The sequence below is a fragment of the Pseudomonas sp. NPDC090755 genome (genome assembly GCF_044769005.1).
In the GTDB taxonomy this organism is placed as follows: Bacteria; Pseudomonadota; Gammaproteobacteria; order Pseudomonadales; family Pseudomonadaceae; genus Aquipseudomonas.
This window is the reverse complement of the sequence record NZ_JBIVXC010000024.1, coordinates 41,924-57,915: the sequence shown is the minus strand read 5'-3', so window position 1 is coordinate 57,915 and position 15,992 is coordinate 41,924. Positions and strand designations below refer to the sequence as shown.

Genomic DNA, 15,992 nt, shown 5'->3' with positions numbered 1-15,992 from the left:
GCGGGGGTCAGAGCGCGGTGGTGAACTTGAACCAGTAGGTCTGGCCCTCGGCACGGTTGCGCACCCCGGACTCATCCTGCCATTTGGCGCTGAACATCCAGCCCTGGCGACTGCTGTACTGCACGGCCGGGCCGATGGAGAACGAGCGGCCGCGGTTGCCGTCGTTGGCATCGACCAGGGCGGCGGCTGCACAGTCGTCGGCACTGCATTTGTCGTCGCTGATCTGCTGGTAGGCATGCCCGCCAACGCCCAGCACCCAACCATTGCCCAGGCCCCAGCCCAGGGTGTAGTCGGCGTGCAACTCGCGGCCGGACTGGTAATGGGTGGCCCGGTTCTCGAAGTTGTAGTCATGCATCAGGCGAACGTCGGCGTTCAGGCCGGCGGGGTCCAGGTAGGTCATCGCCAGCACCGCCTGCACGGTGTAGTAGTGGTTGCCGAGGTTGATCAGGTCGTCCTTGTCGTACTCGCTGGCAGTGGGCAAGACGAAGTCGACACCGGTGGCGATGTGCAGCTTGTCACTTGGGTGAAAGCCGATCACCGGCCCCAGGTGGGCATCGCCGATGCCGCGCTTGTGGTCATGGGGGCCGTTGTCGACATTCAAGCGCATGTCATTGAGGGGCAACAGGGCATGCACGCCCAGGTCGCCGCCCAGGACTTTCTGTTCGCTGACCCAGACAAAACGAGGCACCAGGGTGGTGACACGCAGGTCGATGCCGGCGGCCTTGGCGCCGCTGTTGTCGCGCAGGCTGTCGGCCAGGTAGTTGCCGACGAACAACTGGCCGTAGGTGCCAGGTGGCGGCAGGATGCCCATGCCGTAGAGTTCAATGCCCATGGGCCACGAAGAAACCCCGCCTTCGGTGGCGTGAACCGGCAAGGCAGAGGCAGCCAGCAACAGGCCGGCCGTGAGGTGCTGGGAGGTGCGTTTGAACATGAGAGGGTCAACCTTATTCTTATGAGTGATGCGTCGGCTGTGACGCCCACGGGGCTCCTCTCAATGATCGTGCCAGTTTATTTATTGATTATTTATCAATCGGTTACGTTTATTTTTCTGATTTGATCGCCACCTGGTGCGATTAATTGTTAAGAAATTCCCACTGCCTGCACAAAAGTCGCCAGTAGCCGCTGCCGCCAGGCTGCGATCGACCGCGAAGCGGTCGTAAAACCTGACGACCTCGTATCTTCTGGCTCAACGAGGTGTCTGGGTTGCGACTGCTGCGCAGTCGATCGCAGCCTCGTGCCTCGGCAGCGGCTACAGAAAGGAGGTTACGGGCGATCGCCGGCCGCGCCGGCCTGGCGGAAGGCATTGGGCGATTGCCCACTGAGGCGGCGGAAGAACCGCGAGAAATAGGTCGGGTCGCTAAAGCCCAGCCGGTCGGACAGCTGGCTGATGCTCATGTTGGTGTAGATCAGGTTGCGCCGGGCTTCGAGCAGCAGGCGTTGGTGAATGGCCTGCAGCGCCGTCTGCCCGGTCAGTTCGCGGCAGAGGCTGTTCAGGTGCACGCTGGAGACCCCCAGGCGGTGGGCAAACTGCTCCACGGGCAGGTGCTCGCGGTAGTGCTGCTCCACCAGTTTGATGAAGCGTGCGAGCAATTGCTGGTTGCGCTCGTCGCGGTTGCCCGGCGGGGTGATCTGCTGGCTGCGGCGGCTGATCCAGACCATCAGGCTGGTGACCAGTGAGTGCAGCAACAGCTCCCGTGCCGGCGCGCTGCCTTCGTATTCCCGGTGCAGCACCTGGATCAGGGTCTGCAAGGTGCGCCGGTCACGGCCCAGCGGGTAGCAGCCGGCTGACGCCAGGACCGTCAGCGGCGCGCCCAGTTGCGCCTCCAGTTGCGTCACCAACGGCGCGCCGAGCGTCAGCACATAGCCGTCGATGTCGGCAGAAAACTGAAAACCGTGCACGGTCATCGGCGGGATCACCTGGATCGCCGCCTCGCGCACATCGCTGCGTTTGCCTTCGATCTCGATACGCGCCTGGCCGCGGCGCACATACAACAGCTGGAACAGGTCGGCATGGCGGTGGGGCTTGATCTCCCAATGGTGCAGGCTGCTGCGCGCGGGAATGGATTCGCAGTGCAGCAGATCGGGGGTCGGCCAGGCCTGGTTTTCGCCGTACAGCTTGAATACCGGAACGCCAGGGAGGCTGGAGCGGGTCATGTTCAAGGTTCCACTGCAGTGATCGATAATCGAACGAAATATTAAAAAGTGCAATTTCCATAAGGAATATCACCTTTTTAAGCGGTTTTTGTCAGCAAAAATGCAAGGGCACACAACAACAAGATTTCCGGATGCGGCCAGGGCGGCGCCGGAACCTCATGCGAGACAAAAACAATGAAGACACAGGTAGCCATCATCGGTGCAGGCCCTTCGGGTTTGTTGCTCGGCCAGTTGCTGCACAACGCCGGCATCGACACCGTGATCCTCGAACGCCAGACCCCGGACTACGTGCTGGGCCGCATCCGCGCCGGGGTGCTGGAGCAGGGCACGGTCGATCTGCTGCGCGAAGCCGGGGTGGCCGAGCGCATGGACGCCGAAGGCCTGGTGCACGAAGGTGTCGAGCTGCTGGTGGGTGGCCGGCGTATTCACGTCGACCTCAAGGCCCTGACCGGCGGCAAGACCGTCATGGTCTATGGCCAGACGGAAGTGACCCGCGACCTGATGCAGGCCCGCCAAGCCTGCGGCGCGCCGATCATCTACTCGGCCGACAAGGTGCAGCCGCACGAGATGAAAGGTGAGCAGCCGTACGTGACCTACGAGAAGGACGGCCAGTTGCATCGCATCGACTGCGACTACATCGCCGGCTGCGATGGCTTCCACGGCGTGGCGCGCAAGAGTATTCCCGAGTCGGTGTTGACCCACTACGAGCGCGTCTATCCGTTCGGTTGGCTTGGCCTTCTGGCCGACACGCCACCGGTCAATCATGAACTGATCTACGCCCACCACGCGCGTGGCTTCGTGCTCTGCAGTCAGCGGTCGCTGACCCGCAGCCGCTATTACCTGCAGGTGCCGCTGACCGATCACGTCGACGACTGGTCCGACGAGCGCTTCTGGAACGAGCTTAAGGCGCGGCTGCCCGAGGACGTCACCGAGCACCTGGTGACTGGGCCGTCGCTGGAAAAGAGCATCGCTCCGTTGCGCAGTTATGTGGTCGAACCGATGCAGTACGGCAAGCTGTTCCTGCTCGGCGACGCCGCCCACATTGTCCCGCCCACCGGCGCCAAGGGCCTGAACCTGGCGGCCTCGGACGTATGCTACCTGTACCGGATCCTGGTCAAGGTCTACCGTGAAGGGCGCACCGACCTGCTCGAGCGCTACTCGCAACTGGCGCTGCGCCGGGTGTGGAAGGGCGAGCGTTTCAGCTGGTTCATGACCAACCTGCTGCACGACTTCGGCGAACACAAGGACGCCTGGGACCACAAGATGCAGGAGGCAGATCGCGAGTACTTCTTCAACTCCCATGCAGGCCTGGTCAACATTGCCGAGAACTACGTGGGCCTGCCATTCGAAGCCATCGAGTAAGCGAAGGAGGGCAAGGCATGGGAGTATTTGACTGGAAACACTGGGCCGTTCTGCTGCTGGTGGTGGTGCTGGTGTTCGGCAGCAAGCGCCTGAAAACCCTGGGGGCTGACCTGGGCGAATCGATCAAGGGCTTTCGCCGTTCGGTGAACAGCGACGAGCCGGCGTCGCCCCCGGTGGCGGTGGAGCGCCCGTCGGCCCAGGACTAGCTGACCCGGCGAGGGTGACCCAAACCGTTCAGGGGCGGGCACCTGCTGCCAGCAGCAGATGCTCCATGGCCGTGTAGCTGCGCTGGCGGGCATGGGCCAGTGGCGTCACGCCGTCCTTGTCGGCGATGTTCACATCGGCACCGGCCTTGATCAGCAACTCGACGATCTCGACATGCCGTGGCCCGCCATCGCTGAGCACGATGGCTTCCATCAGTGCGGTCCAGTGCAGGCGGTTCAGGTGGTTCACATCGACGCCAGCGTCGATCAGGGTCCGCACGTTTTCCACATGACCGCGTTCGGCCGCCGGGATCAACGCGGTACCGCCGTAGCGGTTGGTGCTCTTGAGGTCGGCGCCAAAGGCCAGGGTCAGGCGCAGGATCTGGTTGAAACCGCGGGCACCGGCATAAAGGTAGGGGCTGTCGTCGATGTTGTCCTTGGCGTTGACGTCGGCACCGGCTTCGATCAGCACCCGGGCTGCTTCGACCTGGTTGCGATGGGTGGCCAGCAGCAGCGGGGTACGCCCCGAGCTGTCACGCGATTCGCGGTTTGCGCCCTGGTCGAGCAGGCTGCGCACCCGGGCGGCATTGCCGTTTTCGGCGGCCTCGCGCAACTGGCTTTCCAGTACGCCGCCTTCGGCGTTGGCCGTGATCGACGTCAGCATGGCCAGCAGACAGGCGAAAAAGACATTGAGATGTTCCAGGCGCATGCGACGGTCTCCGTGTGTTGTCCTGTGGATGGGTGCATGATAGAAATCGGTTGCCTCATTTAGAAGTTAAATATCCACATGAACATCAGTGTAAAACCGAATAGATCCTTGTTCGACCTGGACCTGCTGCGGGCTATCGTGGTGGTGGCCGACTGCGGCAGTTTCACCACCGCCGCCGCACGCCTGCATTCGACCCAGTCGACGGTCAGCCAGAAGGTGCGGCGCCTCGAAGAGATGGTCGGGCACCGGCTGCTGGTGCGGGGCAACCGTGACGTGCTGCCCACCGATGCCGGCCAGACCCTGCTCGGTTACGCCCGGCACATGCTGGCCCTCAATGACCAGATGCTCGAAGCCCTGGCCGGCGCCACCGTCGGCATCACGGTGCGCCTGGGCGTGCCGGAGGACTTTGTCGGCGGGCGCACCACCAACGCCTTGTCGGCCTTCAATCGCAAGTACCAGCAGGTCAAACTGGAGGTCACCAGCGGCTTGTGCCGTGATCTGAGCCAGAGCTACGACAACGGCGAACTCGACCTGGTGCTGCTCAAACAACGGCGCAACAGTCGCGAAGGGGTGGCCTGCTGGCCGGAAGAGCTGCAATGGATCGACAGCGCCCAGAGCCCGTCCATCGAGCTTGATCCGATCCCGTTGGTGACTTTTCCACCACGGGGCCTGTACCGCGACGACATGATCAACGCTATCGAAAGCATGGGGCGACGCTGGCGTATCAGTTTCACCAGCTCCAGCTTGAGCGGCATCCAGGCGGCGGTGGCCGATGGCATGGGCATCAGCCTGCTGCCGCCGCGGGCGGCGACCCGTGATCACCGGGTGCTGGGCGAAGAGAATGGCCTGCCGGTGATCGACAGTTACGAGATCGTCATTGTCCATCGGCCGACGGCGGACCCTATGGTCAAGGAACTGGCCGGGGTGCTGGCCGGGCTGCTGGAGGCCCATGAGGTGTGATCGGGTGCCGGGGCGTCAGGGGGCAGGGGCGTCGTCTTCCTCACGCACGCCCTGGCGCTCCGCCACCGCCCGCAGGGTACGCAGCGACACCATCGGCGCATCGATGACGAACTGGTTGGCCAGCCACGAGGGTATGTCACCGGCCGGCTCGGCCTGCAGCTGGTAGGTGACCTCGGTGAGCTGATCGCCCTTGGGGACCAGGGTCCACAGCCCCTTGAGCTGGCTGACGCGGATCAGCCCGGGCGCACGCTTGACCTTGCCGGCCACGGCGCTGAGGCGACGGACCAGGCCGCCGTCGTCGGTGCGTTCGGTCTGCACCCGGATCACCATGTCGCGGGGGCTGGCCGGCCAGGGCAGGTCGGTGGTCAGGTAGACCCAGGTGCTGTCGCCCTCGACGTCCAGCAAGCGCATGGTGGCGCAACCATACAGCCACTTGCAGGCGACCCGCAGGTTCTCCTGCAGGTCGCTCAAGGTGCTGACGCTGGCCTTTATCTGCGTCACGCCGCGAAAGCGCTGGTACTTCGAGCCGGGTGCCTGGTCCAGGTACACCTGGATGCCGTCTTCGTCCTTGGCCAGGTGCCAGTCATCGGCCTGCACGGCGCTGCACAGCAGCAAGGCCAGCAGGGCGGCGCAGCGGGTTGCGGGTTTCATCGAGGCAGGCTCCAGCACGGGCGGGCGAGCGGTCGAATCAAGCATAGGCCAGGGCCGACAAAACGAAAAAGCCCGCCAGTGACGGCGGGCTTTCTGTGCAACGAGCCTGGGCTTAACGCTGAGGGTTGAGGACCAGGTTCATGTGGCGGTTCACATCCTTGTACAGCAGGTAGCGGAACGGACCCGGGCCGCCGGAGTAGCAAGCCTGCGGGCAGAAGGCGCGCAGCCACATGAAGTCACCGGCCTCGACCTCGACCCAGTCCTGGTTCAGGCGGTACACCGCTTTACCTTCCAGGACGTACAGGCCGTGTTCCATGACGTGGGTTTCAGCGAACGGAATCACGCCGCCCGGCTGGAAGGTCACGATGTTGACGTGCATGTCGTGGCGCATGTCGGCCATGTCGACGAAGCGGGTGGTGACCCAGGCGCCGTCGGTGCCCGGCATCGGGATCGGCTCGATGTCCTTCTCGTTGGTGACGAAGGCTTCCGGCAGGGCCAGGCCTTCGACGACCTGGTAGTGCTTGCGGATCCAGTGGAAGGTGACGTTCTTGCCGCTGTTGTTGCGCAGGCTCCAGTCGGCAGCCGGCGGAATGAAGGCGTAGCCGCCTTCTTTCAGGGTGTAGGGCTTGCCTTGCAGGGTGATGTCGACTTCGCCTTCGACGACGAACAGTACCGCTTCGGCGTTCTTGTCCAGTTCAGGGCGCTCGCTGCCGCCTTCTGGCGCCAGTTCGACGATGTATTGCGAGAAGGTTTCCGAGAAGCCGGTCAGCGGGCGGGCGATGACCCACATGCGCATTTTGTCCCAGAACGGCAGGTGGCTGGTGACGATGTCACGCATCACGCCCTTGGGGATCACGGCATAGGCTTCGGTGAACATGGCACGGTCTGTCAGCAGCTCGGTTTGAGCCGGGTGCCCACCGTGAGGGGCGTAGTAGGAGGATTTCGACATGGACAGTCTCGACTTGTTGTTGTGTCCCCGTGCCTGGCAGCGCCGGCCGGCGCCGCTTGGGGAGGCACTGACACCATATCGACAAGGTCCTGCCATGCACAAATTAAATGTTGAAATACCCGGTAGTGGGTTTGTGAATGTCTGCGATAGGGCTGCTGAGATTGCTACTTGTAGCCGCTGCCGCCAGGCTGCGAAGCGCTCGTAGAGGCATTGCGGACTGCTGCGCAGTCGATCGCAGGCTTCGCCAGCTCCCACACAGGGGGCGGTTTACACCGAAACCTTGTGGGAGCCGGCAGCGCCGGCGATGGCCATTGAACGCCAATTCCCCGTAGCCGCAAACTGGCGGCTGCGGCTACTGGGTGCCCACCAGCACCCCGCGCAGCACCAGCCGGCTGACGCTGGCCACCGCTTCGTCCAGTTCGGCCCCGCTGGCTTTGTCCTTGTACGCATCCGCCGTCAATCGCGCACCGAAATTGGCATAGGCCTGGGTGGTCGCCCATACCGTCACCAGCAGGTACCGGGCATCCACTGCCGCCAACTGGCCGCTATCGATCCATGCCTGCAGGCAGGCAACGGCCCGCTGGATTTCTCCCTGCAGCCGCCCGGTGTGGTCAGCGGGCAGTTGCCGCGCGCCATGGAGCATTTCGGCGACAAAGACCTTCGCCGCCCAGGGCTGGCTGCGGATGATCCGCAGCTTGGCGCGGATCAGGCGCTCCAGAGCATCCAGCGGATCGTGATCGGCACGCAGCAGGGCGAAGGCATCCAGGTAGCGCTGGGTGACGCTGTCGAGCACCTGCTGGTACAGGTTCTGCTTGGAGTGGAAGTAGTAGTTGACGTTGGCCTTGGGCACGCCGCTGAGCTCGGCCACCTCGCTCAGGGTGGTGGCGGCGAAGCCCTTGCGGGCGAAGGTCCGGGCGGCGACACGCAGGATCAGGGCGCGGTTGCGCCGCCCGGGTTCGTTGGGCTTTTTCTCCGTGACCCTGTGCGCTGCACAGGGTGCTTCGTTCGCGACGTCTACCGTGTCCAGATACAGCATGTTTGCCAACCGCGCCTCGCCATGGATATCGCAATATACAAAAATATATAGCGGTAGGCGAAACCTCTCTGCGCCGTGGTCCCTGGCAATCAGAAAATTCCGCTTCAGGCTGTCTGAATCAGGTTCTTGTCACATCCTGCGACAAGGGGCCGCACCCCGGAAACCAAGGGCTGCAGACGTACGGGGGCGATAGGTGCTGGCACCCTGGCAAAAGCCCATGACAAAATGTCGCGCTTTCACGACAGGCCTCGCGTGCGAGGCGCAACACCCTCCCAAAAGGATGGTTACATGACTGATTTACTGACCCGGCGCCAGGTCATGGCCGGGATCAGCCTGCTGAGCCTCGGGGTTCTGGCAGGTTGCGACCCCCGCTCCGGTGGTGCGCTCGACTTCAAGTACGGCAAGGACATGAGCAACCAGATTCTCGGTCGCTCGTTCAAACTCAAGGATACCCAGGGCAATCCCCGGACCTTGTCGAGCTTCTGGGGCTCGATGCCGATGGTGTTCTTCGGTTTCACCCAGTGCCCGGCCGTGTGTCCGACCACCCTGGCGCGCGCGGCGCAGATCAAGAAGCTGATGGGCCGCGATGGCGGCTTCCTGCAGGTGGTGTTCATCAGCCTGGATCCGGAACGCGACACCCCCGAAGTGCTCGATGCCTACGTCAAGGCCTTCGATCCTTCGTTCGTGGCGCTCTCCGGCACCCTTGAGGAAACTGCCGCTGCCGCCAAGGAATTTGGCGTGTTCTTTGAAAAGGTCCCCAGTGGCGATACCTATACGATTTCGCACACCTCGACCAGTTACGTCTTCGACTCCCGTGGCCAGTTGCGCCTGGGACTGTCCCATTCACTGACCGCCAAAGAGTGCACCGAAGATCTGCTCACGGTCATGGAGGTGTGTTGATGCGTCACCCAGTCCACTCGTTCAAACGCGGCCTGGCCGCCCTGGCCCTGATCGGCCTGAGCTTCTCGGCCCTGGCCGAAACCACGGTCAAGGATGCCTGGGTGCGCGCCACCGTGCCGCACCAGCAATCCACCGGGGCCTTCATGACCCTGACCGCCAGCAGCGACAGCAAGCTGGTGGACGTGCAGTCGCCGGTGGCGAAGATCGTCCAGGTGCACCAGATGACCATGGACAACGACGTCATGGGCATGAAGCAGGTGCACAGCGTCGATCTGCCAGCCGGCAAGGCGGTCAGCCTCGACCCCAACGGCTACCACGTGATGCTCATGCAACTGAACGGGCAGATCAAGGAAGGTGAGCAGGTGCCACTGACCCTGGTGATCGAGGATGCCAAGGGCCAGAAGCAGAACATCGAAATCAAGGCACCGGTACGTGCCCTGAACGCTGAAGCCATGCACGGTGGTCACGAACATATGCATTGATGGCTTGTGTGCAGCGTACGAAAAGGCGAGCTAGAGGCTCGCCTTTTTTGCGTCTGGGGTTGGCCTGTCACGTTATGCCAACCTGTTCGCAGTCCAGGGGTTTTCCTACAAAGCTCTGCCGAATCTGACGGCGACACCCGATAGTCTTGTAGGGTGTTTCCTCTTCGGCTTTTGCTGCGTTTTTGCCTGTAAATGGCGTGCTAGGTTCCGGGCTTCATTTGCTCAGGGAATCAGTGCATGGCCTTGCGTATGAACATGAATGGCCGCGGCGCCGGGCTGCATGGCGACCAGACCACCACCGGCGCTACCTGCCTCAGCAGTCAGAGCGCGCACACCCAGAACGGGGTCGGCCACTTGCGGTTGGGCGACGCCACCACGCCTTGTCCGCAGTGCGGTCAGGCCGGGAAAATTGTCGAAGGCTTCGCGGCCTGGCGCATTGACGGGGTACCGATTGCCGTTGACGGTGCGCAGGTCAGTTGCGGTTGTCCACCTGGTCGCAACCGGTTGATAGCGCCCGTAGGCGGTGGGGCTAGCGCTGCACGAACCACCAGCAGCGTTTCCGAGCCGACGCCTCAGACGTTCAAATCACCTGCGTCGGCGCCTGCGTCCGGCGTCTCTTCCACGACTCGGCCCATGCCGGTCATGTCCGCCGCAGCGGGCACGCTGGAGCCTGGCTTCTATGTGGTGCCGCGCAGCATGTCCGGCCAGCAGGTACTGGCCCAGCTCGGCGGCGAAACCCGTTACCTGTCGGCCCGGCTGCACCGGCTCAATCCGACCTTTGCCCAGGGCTACAAGGCCGGTGAGCTGTTCGTTATTGGCGACCCGAATAACGGTACGGCCTGCACCCGGGAGGAAGCCGACCTGATGGCCGCCGCCGCCCAGGTCCGCGAGGTGCTGGCGTCGCTCACCGAGGAAGAAGCCAACTTCATGGCCCGTTACCAAGGCGAGATCGCCGGATTGCTCAGCGGAGCGAGCGAGTCGATGGGCGTTGGCCAGGCGATGCTCAAGCAAGGGCTGCACCAGGCCAAAGGCACCTTGCATGCAGTGGAGCAGCTGCATCAACGCTCGTTCATCACCCATGGCCATTTGAAAAGTCCGGAGTTCTTCGCCGAACGCCAGCAGTTGCTCCGGCAACTGCATGGGCAGTTGAGAGGTTCCTTCCTCAATAAAGTGCTGAACCTTGGCAGTTACGAGGTGTTGCGTCGTGACCTGGGTATTTCGACCAAGAGTCTGGTGCATCACTGGAGTCGAGCCGGTGCGCCCGGGCAGATTCCCGGTTATGCCACGCACCTGGACCAGGTGGCGAAGACAGCGAAATATCTCAAGTACGGGGGCTACGTCGGGGTAGCGCTCGGTGGCGGTGCATCGATGCTCAAGGTGCAGGAGGTGTGCCGTGCCGGCGAGACAGAGGAATGCAAGAAGATTCGGTTTACTGAGGCGGGGAGTTTTTCTGGCGGGTTAGGTGGTGGGGCGGTGGGTGCCGGTATCGGAAGCTTTGTAGCCTACCTATCCTGTGGGGCCGTTACAGTGGCTACAGGGGGAGTTGGTGGGGCCGTGTGCGGGATTGTTTTGGTTGGAGGCGGGTCGATTGCAGGAGGCATCGGCGGTGGATCATTTGGAGAGTGGTTAGGGGATATCCTCTACGAGGCACGAAATGATTGATATCAACACTTGGCCACCGAGTGTTGCGATTGCCTTCGGTCTAGCCCCCTTCGTGATCGGTCTATCAGGCGTGGCAATGAGCATTTACATCGCCTGCAGCCGCGATTTTGACCTCATGCTTTCAAGCCTCCCCAAAAGCAACTGGCTTAATCAGCAGATACTCTTTTGGGGAACGGAACGCCTGAAGTCGCGCTATTACTTGGTCAATACTATCTGCGCCGCGATGCTCTATCCGCCATTTGGTATTAAGAGAGGGCTGATTGATGCTGAAGAGGTACGTGATTTCCCGAGATCTCTCAGGTGCCGTATGGTGGCTTCTGCTGTGCTGGTAATCATTGGCGCGATCTGGCTTGCAATCGGCCTCGCCCTGATCAAACTCTCCCCAACACGCTAACACACCCAAAAAGCCAGGCTGCAGTCAAGGACCGCAGCCTGGCTTTTTTGCGCAAAATGTAAAAATACTTTGCAGTAATAGTATTCACTTCGCATTTACAAATCGTTACCATTTACGTTCTTCTTTACAATCTTTACAAAAAGGAACGAACGGTGGCACTTTCGCGCATTCACCCGGCCTCTCTTTCTGTACTCAGCGTGCTGGTCGCTCCGGTACTGCAGGCCGAAACCCTGGCCATCCCGGCAACCGCGGTCAACAGCAGCTACGAAGAACAAAGCTACAAAGCCACCGAAAGCAAGAGTGCGCTGAAGATCGATGCACCGCTGCGCGACATTCCGCAGACGGTCAACGTGGTGCCGCAGAGCGTTATCAAGGACCAGGGCGCACAGTCCATGGAAGACGTGCTCAAGAACGTGCCGGGTATCGGTCTGTCCAACGGTGACGGCCAGCGCGACCAGGTCACCATTCGTGGTTTCAGCGCCATTGGCGATATGTATGTCGACGGTATGCGCGACGACGCGCTGTACTACCGCGACCTGTCCAACGTCGAACGGGTCGAGGTGATCAAGGGGCCGGCGGCGGTGCTCTACGGGCGCGGCTCTTCCGGCGGTCTGATCAACAACGTCAGCAAGAAGCCCAACTTTGCCCCGGTGCATGAAGTGGGCGTGACCTTCGACAGTGAAGGCAAGCGCCGCACCCAGTTCGATGCCGGCTGGGCCGACGAGCAGCAGGGCGACAAGGCGTTCCGTATCACCGGCGCCCTGGAAGACAGCGACACCTTCCGCGACGACGGCTACATCGACCGCAAGGCCATTTCCCCGACTGCCTATTTCAAGCTGTCCGACGATCTGGACCTGACCGTCGGCGCCACCTACCTGTACGACAAGCGCCTGATCGATTTCGGTATTCCGGCCCTGGGTGACCGCCCGGTGGATGTCGACCGCGACAAGCGTTTCGGCGCTGGGGATCCGGACGATGACTACGCCCGTAGTGAGGTGTTCTCCTTCACCGCAGGCGTTGACTATCGTCTCAATGATGATTTCACCCTGAGCAACAACAGCCGCTACTACCACTACGACCTGGACCGCAACAACACCCTGGCCGACTCCAGCCCGACGCGTTTCGTCACCGCCCCCAACGGCGAGTTGCTGGTCAAGCTGAACCGGGGCAATGTGCAGCGTACCGAAGACGGCTGGTTCAACCAGACCGAACTCAAGCACCAGGCGCAACTGGCCGGGATGAACCACAACCTGCTGTACGGCGTCGAGCTGGGTCGTCAGGTCAAGGACCAGTCAGTGTTCAGCCAGAACAATGTGGCCCAGGTGCCGGTGTTCCGCGACGCCCTGGTCGATGTGCCCTTCCAGGCCAACCGCCAGACCGCCAAAGGCACCACCACCCAGGACATCGCCGGCTTCTACGTGCAGGACCTGATCGAACTGGCGCCGATGTGGAAGGCGCTGGTGGGGGTACGCTACGACGTGTTCGACCAGGAGTATGCCGACGATCTGACCGGCAAGGACCTGTCGCGCACCGACACCACCTGGAGCCCGCGAGTCGGCCTGGTGTTCCAGCCTGACCAGGTCCAGTCCTACTACGTGTCGGTGAGCCGTTCCTACCAGCCATCGTCCGAAGTGTTCGCCCTGAGCACCGGCAACCAGGGGCTGGAGCCGGAAGAAACCACCAACTATGAAGTCGGCGCCAAGTGGGACCTGCTCGACAATCGCCTGTCGGTGACCGCGGCGTTGTTCCGCCTGGAGCGCACCAACATGAAGACCACCGACCCGGCCAACCCGGCCAACCTGGTGTTGGCGGGCGAGCAGCGCACAGACGGTTTCGAGGCGACGGTCAGTGGCCAGTTGACGGACAAATGGCAGGTGTACGGTGGCTTCGCCTTCCTGGATGCGGAAATCACCAAGTCCAACAGCTTCACCAACGGTGTAGCGAACGAAGGCCAGACGCCGACCCTGACCCCGCGCACCAGCGCCAACCTGTGGCTGGTTCGCTCCCTGACCGAAACCTGGCGGGTGGGCATGGGCGCCAACTACGTGGATGAGCGTTACACCGCCCTGGACAACGTGGTGGTGATGCCGTCCTACACCACCGTGGATGCGGCGCTGCTGTACAACCAGCCGAAGTGGGATGCGGCACTGCGCCTGCGTAACGTCTTCGATCGCGACTACTACGCCTCGGCCCACGGTTCGGTCGACCTGATCACCCCGGGCGCGCCACGTACCCTGGAACTGAGCACCAACTTCCGCTTCTGATCGGTCTGTTGTGTAGCCGCTGCCGCCAGGCTGCGATCGGCCGTGAAACGGCCGCAAACCTGGCCACCTCCGTGCATCAGGTACTACGAGGTGACCGGATTGCGACTGCTGCGCAGTCGATCGCAGCCTCGTTCCTCGGCAGCGGCTACAGGCGCAACGGCCTAGCGCTTGCGGCGCCTGCCGGTGATCATCGACATCGGCAGGTTCTCCTTCAGGCGCAGGCTCTCGATGACCGCTGCGCCGATATGCACGCCTACCAGCGCCAACAAGGTGTTGGCCATGTACTCGTGGATATCGCGCGGCAGGTCTTCGCCCCAGAAGTAGTCCACTTCCTCCAGCAGAAATCCCGTCAGGCCCAGGCCGAACATCAACAGCAGCATCAACACCATCACCAGCGCACCGATGGGGGAGTGGCCCAGGCGGTGGTAGCTTTCGCCCTTGACCAGTGCCCGCACGTGCTGTTTCAGCCGCGCCGGCGTCGGCCAGAAGTCTGCCCAGCGCGCCGCCGGCGTGCCGATAAAACCCCAGAGGACGCGCACCAGGACGATGGCGACCGCGTAGTAGCCCAGCCAGCGGTGCCAGCCGTCACCTTCCTCGGTGAGGAAATAGCCGCCGACAAAGGCCACCACCAGCGACCAATGGCAGAACCGCACCAGCGGGTCCCAGAGACGCAGGGTGTCGCCGCTCAACTCAGTAGGCTCCCCCTTTGTCTTCCACTTCTTCTTTCACCTTCTTGCCGGTGACCGGGTCGAAGTAGATCTCGACCTTGCGCTTGTCCTTGTCCCAGCCATAGATCTCGTAGCAGTTGCCATCGGTTATCTTGAACTTCTTGATGTCGTAGCCCTGTTTTTTCAGGTCTTCCTGGAAGGCGTTCTGGTCTTGCCACGTGGCCTTGTCGGCCTTGGTGCATTCGGTCTTGGCCAGTGCCAGGGGGCTGGCAACCAGCAGGGCGACAAGCAGAAGGTTACGCATGACGAGTCCTCGTAGATGTGGGTACAGGGGGTATATACCTGCGGATCCAGATTGAGCTTATGCCAGGGTTGGCGAGTGCGCGAATGCGTCGTCGACCACTTCGATCCAATGCCTGACCGGCGTTCGCCCGGCGCCATCGAGATGGACCTGGCAGCCGATGTTGGCGGTGACGATCAGGTCGGGATGGCCGCTTTCCAGGGCATCGAGGCGATTGTCACGCAACTGCCGGGCCAGCGCCGGCTGGGTCAGGGAGTACGTGCCGGCCGATCCGCAGCACAGGTGACCGTCGGGCACGGCGCTGAGGGAGAAGCCCAGGCGCCTGAGCACCGACTCGACTGCACCGCCAAGCTTGAGGGCGTGTTGCAGGGTGCAGGGGCAGTGCACGGCCAGCAGTTGGTCGCTATGACAGCTCAGTTGTTCCAGGGGCGCGGCGGCAATCACTTGCACCAGGTCCCTGGCCAGTTCGCTGACACGCCGGGCCCTGGGGCCGTAGGCCGGATCGTGCTGCAACAGTTTGCCGTAATCCTGGATAAAGGCCCCGCAGCCGCTGGCGGTGATGACGATCGCTTCGGCCCCGGCCTCGATGGCCGGCCACCAGGCGTCGATGTTGTGGCGGGCACGCCTGAGCCCGGCCTGCTGGGCATCAAGGTGATAGTCGACCGCGCCACAGCAACCGGCCTCGGCAGCCGGGGTAACGCTGATGCCCAGGCGATCGAGGACCCGGGCAGCCGCGGCATTGGTGTTGGGCGACAGTCCCGGTTGCACGCAGCCTTCGAGCATCAGCACCCGCCGCGCATGACGCAGCGGCGGGCGTGGCCCGGCGGTCCTGGTCGAGTGGGGCAGTTCGGCCTTGAGCGGGGCAGGCAGCAGCGGCTCGACCGTACGGCCCAGCCAGACCAGCCGGCTGAAGGCCGCCGGCTGCGCCGCGAGCTGGCGCAGGCCTCTGCGCAGGGCCCGTTGCAGGGGCGGGCGGGGTACGGCCTGGTCGACCACGGCGCGGCCGATGTCCAGCAGGTTGTGGTAGTCGACGCCGGACGGGCAGGTGGTTTCGCAGTTGCGACAGGACAGGCAGCGGTCCAGGTGCAGTTGGGTGCTGGCCGTGGGGGGATGGCCTTCGAGCACCTGCTTGATCAGATAGATGCGTCCGCGCGGGCCGTCCAGTTCGTCGCCGAGCAACTGGTAGGTCGGGCAGGTGGCGTTGCAGAACCCGCAGTGCACACAGGTGCGCAGGATACGTTCGGCTTCCTCGGCGCGGGGCAGGTGTTTGGCGGCATCGCTGAGGAGGGTTTGCATG

At 62.9% G+C, this 15,992-nt stretch carries 17 protein-coding genes and 1 pseudogene; 9 read left to right on the top strand and 9 right to left on the bottom strand.

Going from position 1 to position 15,992, the window contains the following annotated elements; genetic code table 11:
• Positions 1-7: 7 nt before the first annotated feature.
• Both ACIQUS_RS24690 and ACIQUS_RS24685 read right to left on the bottom strand, forming a co-directional pair.
• A complete protein-coding gene (locus tag ACIQUS_RS24690) occupies positions 8-931 on the bottom strand; it encodes a transporter (RefSeq protein WP_403052912.1) in 924 nt (307 codons plus the stop codon).
• 332 nt (positions 932-1,263) lie between these two features.
• A complete protein-coding gene (locus tag ACIQUS_RS24685; protein WP_403052909.1) occupies positions 1,264-2,154 on the bottom strand; it encodes a helix-turn-helix domain-containing protein in 891 nt (296 codons plus the stop codon).
• Positions 2,155-2,328: 174 nt separating this feature from the next.
• Here ACIQUS_RS24685 and pobA point away from each other — a divergent pair, with 174 nt between their 5' ends.
• Positions 2,329-3,516 (top strand): 4-hydroxybenzoate 3-monooxygenase, encoded by a 1,188-nt coding sequence (gene pobA / locus ACIQUS_RS24680; RefSeq protein WP_403052906.1) that lies wholly within the window; start codon positions 2,329-2,331, stop codon positions 3,514-3,516.
• 17 nt (positions 3,517-3,533) lie between these two features.
• Complete coding sequence (tatA, locus tag ACIQUS_RS24675; protein WP_403052903.1) at positions 3,534-3,722, top strand: twin-arginine translocase TatA/TatE family subunit; 189 nt, start codon at positions 3,534-3,536, stop codon at positions 3,720-3,722.
• A gap of 28 nt (positions 3,723-3,750) precedes the next feature.
• Here tatA and ACIQUS_RS24670 read toward each other — a convergent pair whose 3' ends face one another.
• Entirely contained in the window at positions 3,751-4,383 is a 633-nt protein-coding gene (locus ACIQUS_RS24670) for an ankyrin repeat domain-containing protein (protein ID WP_403052948.1), read from the bottom strand.
• A gap of 123 nt (positions 4,384-4,506) precedes the next feature.
• Between ACIQUS_RS24670 and ACIQUS_RS24665 the strand changes: the two genes are divergently transcribed.
• Complete coding sequence (locus tag ACIQUS_RS24665; RefSeq protein WP_403052900.1) at positions 4,507-5,388, top strand: LysR substrate-binding domain-containing protein; 882 nt, start codon at positions 4,507-4,509, stop codon at positions 5,386-5,388.
• A 15-nt stretch (positions 5,389-5,403) separates the two neighbouring features.
• Here ACIQUS_RS24665 and ACIQUS_RS24660 read toward each other — a convergent pair whose 3' ends face one another.
• From ACIQUS_RS24660 to ACIQUS_RS24650, 3 genes are all read right to left on the bottom strand, one after another.
• Positions 5,404-6,039 carry an START domain-containing protein gene (locus ACIQUS_RS24660; RefSeq protein ID WP_403052898.1) on the bottom strand — a complete coding sequence of 212 codons (636 nt, stop codon included), beginning with the start codon at positions 6,037-6,039 and terminating at the stop codon, positions 5,404-5,406.
• A 112-nt stretch (positions 6,040-6,151) separates the two neighbouring features.
• A complete protein-coding gene (locus ACIQUS_RS24655) occupies positions 6,152-6,988 on the bottom strand; it encodes a bifunctional allantoicase/(S)-ureidoglycine aminohydrolase (RefSeq protein ID WP_332549155.1) in 837 nt (278 codons plus the stop codon).
• Between the two features lie 352 nt (positions 6,989-7,340).
• The gene (locus ACIQUS_RS24650) at positions 7,341-8,024 is read right to left on the bottom strand and encodes a TetR family transcriptional regulator C-terminal domain-containing protein (RefSeq protein ID WP_403052894.1); all 684 of its coding nucleotides are present in this window, start codon (positions 8,022-8,024) and stop codon (positions 7,341-7,343) included.
• Positions 8,025-8,312: 288 nt separating this feature from the next.
• Here ACIQUS_RS24650 and ACIQUS_RS24645 point away from each other — a divergent pair, with 288 nt between their 5' ends.
• The 6 genes and pseudogenes from ACIQUS_RS24645 (at position 8,313) to ACIQUS_RS24620 (ending at position 13,726) form a co-directional block, all read left to right on the top strand.
• The gene (locus ACIQUS_RS24645; RefSeq protein WP_285864775.1) at positions 8,313-8,924 is read left to right on the top strand and encodes an SCO family protein; all 612 of its coding nucleotides are present in this window, start codon (positions 8,313-8,315) and stop codon (positions 8,922-8,924) included.
• A complete protein-coding gene (locus tag ACIQUS_RS24640; RefSeq protein WP_403052891.1) occupies positions 8,924-9,406 on the top strand; it encodes a copper chaperone PCu(A)C in 483 nt (160 codons plus the stop codon). The genes ACIQUS_RS24645 and ACIQUS_RS24640 overlap by 1 nt, the downstream gene beginning before the upstream one ends.
• 237 nt (positions 9,407-9,643) lie before the next feature.
• Positions 9,644-9,835 (top strand): annotated as a pseudogene (locus ACIQUS_RS24635) (PAAR domain-containing protein); the annotation flags it as partial.
• 204 nt (positions 9,836-10,039) lie between these two features.
• Positions 10,040-11,068, top strand: coding sequence for a hypothetical protein (locus ACIQUS_RS24630; RefSeq protein WP_403052945.1), 1,029 nt, complete (start codon positions 10,040-10,042; stop codon positions 11,066-11,068).
• Positions 11,061-11,462, top strand: a complete 402-nt coding sequence (locus ACIQUS_RS24625) for a hypothetical protein (RefSeq protein WP_403052888.1) — start codon at positions 11,061-11,063, stop codon at positions 11,460-11,462. Before ACIQUS_RS24630 ends, ACIQUS_RS24625 begins: the two co-directional genes overlap by 8 nt.
• A gap of 152 nt (positions 11,463-11,614) precedes the next feature.
• Positions 11,615-13,726 carry a TonB-dependent receptor gene (locus ACIQUS_RS24620; protein WP_403052885.1) on the top strand — a complete coding sequence of 704 codons (2,112 nt, stop codon included), beginning with the start codon at positions 11,615-11,617 and terminating at the stop codon, positions 13,724-13,726.
• A 161-nt stretch (positions 13,727-13,887) separates the two neighbouring features.
• On the opposite strand, the gene ACIQUS_RS24615 is transcribed toward ACIQUS_RS24620, so the two are convergent.
• From ACIQUS_RS24615 to glcF, 3 genes are read right to left on the bottom strand one after another with little or no spacing between them, the layout of a single operon-like run.
• The gene (locus tag ACIQUS_RS24615) at positions 13,888-14,415 is read right to left on the bottom strand and encodes a cytochrome b/b6 domain-containing protein (RefSeq protein ID WP_403052882.1); all 528 of its coding nucleotides are present in this window, start codon (positions 14,413-14,415) and stop codon (positions 13,888-13,890) included.
• Position 14,416: 1 nt separating this feature from the next.
• Positions 14,417-14,698 (bottom strand): PepSY domain-containing protein, encoded by a 282-nt coding sequence (locus ACIQUS_RS24610; protein WP_403052879.1) that lies wholly within the window; start codon positions 14,696-14,698, stop codon positions 14,417-14,419.
• A gap of 57 nt (positions 14,699-14,755) precedes the next feature.
• Complete coding sequence (gene glcF, locus ACIQUS_RS24605) at positions 14,756-15,991, bottom strand: glycolate oxidase subunit GlcF (RefSeq protein ID WP_403052876.1); 1,236 nt, start codon at positions 15,989-15,991, stop codon at positions 14,756-14,758.
• Position 15,992 lies beyond the last annotated feature (1 nt).

Excerpts from the sequence above, each read along its gene's own strand:
- ACIQUS_RS24690 (WP_403052912.1), bottom strand. The coding sequence starts at position 931 with ATGTTCAAACGCACCTCCCAGCACCTCACGGCCGGCCTGTTGCTGGCT.
- ACIQUS_RS24685 (WP_403052909.1), bottom strand. The coding sequence starts at position 2,154 with ATGACCCGCTCCAGCCTCCCTGGCGTTCCGGTATTCAAGCTGTACGGC.
- pobA (WP_403052906.1), top strand. The coding sequence starts at position 2,329 with ATGAAGACACAGGTAGCCATCATCGGTGCAGGCCCTTCGGGTTTGTTG.
- tatA (WP_403052903.1), top strand. The coding sequence starts at position 3,534 with ATGGGAGTATTTGACTGGAAACACTGGGCCGTTCTGCTGCTGGTGGTG.
- ACIQUS_RS24670 (WP_403052948.1), bottom strand. The coding sequence starts at position 4,383 with ATGCTGACGTCGATCACGGCCAACGCCGAAGGCGGCGTACTGGAAAGC.
- ACIQUS_RS24665 (WP_403052900.1), top strand. The coding sequence starts at position 4,507 with ATGAACATCAGTGTAAAACCGAATAGATCCTTGTTCGACCTGGACCTG.
- ACIQUS_RS24660 (WP_403052898.1), bottom strand. The coding sequence starts at position 6,039 with ATGAAACCCGCAACCCGCTGCGCCGCCCTGCTGGCCTTGCTGCTGTGC.
- ACIQUS_RS24655 (WP_332549155.1), bottom strand. The coding sequence starts at position 6,988 with ATGTCGAAATCCTCCTACTACGCCCCTCACGGTGGGCACCCGGCTCAA.
- ACIQUS_RS24650 (WP_403052894.1), bottom strand. The coding sequence starts at position 8,024 with ATGCTGTATCTGGACACGGTAGACGTCGCGAACGAAGCACCCTGTGCA.
- ACIQUS_RS24645 (WP_285864775.1), top strand. The coding sequence starts at position 8,313 with ATGACTGATTTACTGACCCGGCGCCAGGTCATGGCCGGGATCAGCCTG.
- ACIQUS_RS24640 (WP_403052891.1), top strand. The coding sequence starts at position 8,924 with ATGCGTCACCCAGTCCACTCGTTCAAACGCGGCCTGGCCGCCCTGGCC.
- ACIQUS_RS24630 (WP_403052945.1), top strand. The coding sequence starts at position 10,040 with ATGCCGGTCATGTCCGCCGCAGCGGGCACGCTGGAGCCTGGCTTCTAT.
- ACIQUS_RS24625 (WP_403052888.1), top strand. The coding sequence starts at position 11,061 with ATGATTGATATCAACACTTGGCCACCGAGTGTTGCGATTGCCTTCGGT.
- ACIQUS_RS24610 (WP_403052879.1), bottom strand. The coding sequence starts at position 14,698 with ATGCGTAACCTTCTGCTTGTCGCCCTGCTGGTTGCCAGCCCCCTGGCA.
- glcF (WP_403052876.1), bottom strand. The coding sequence starts at position 15,991 with ATGCAAACCCTCCTCAGCGATGCCGCCAAACACCTGCCCCGCGCCGAG.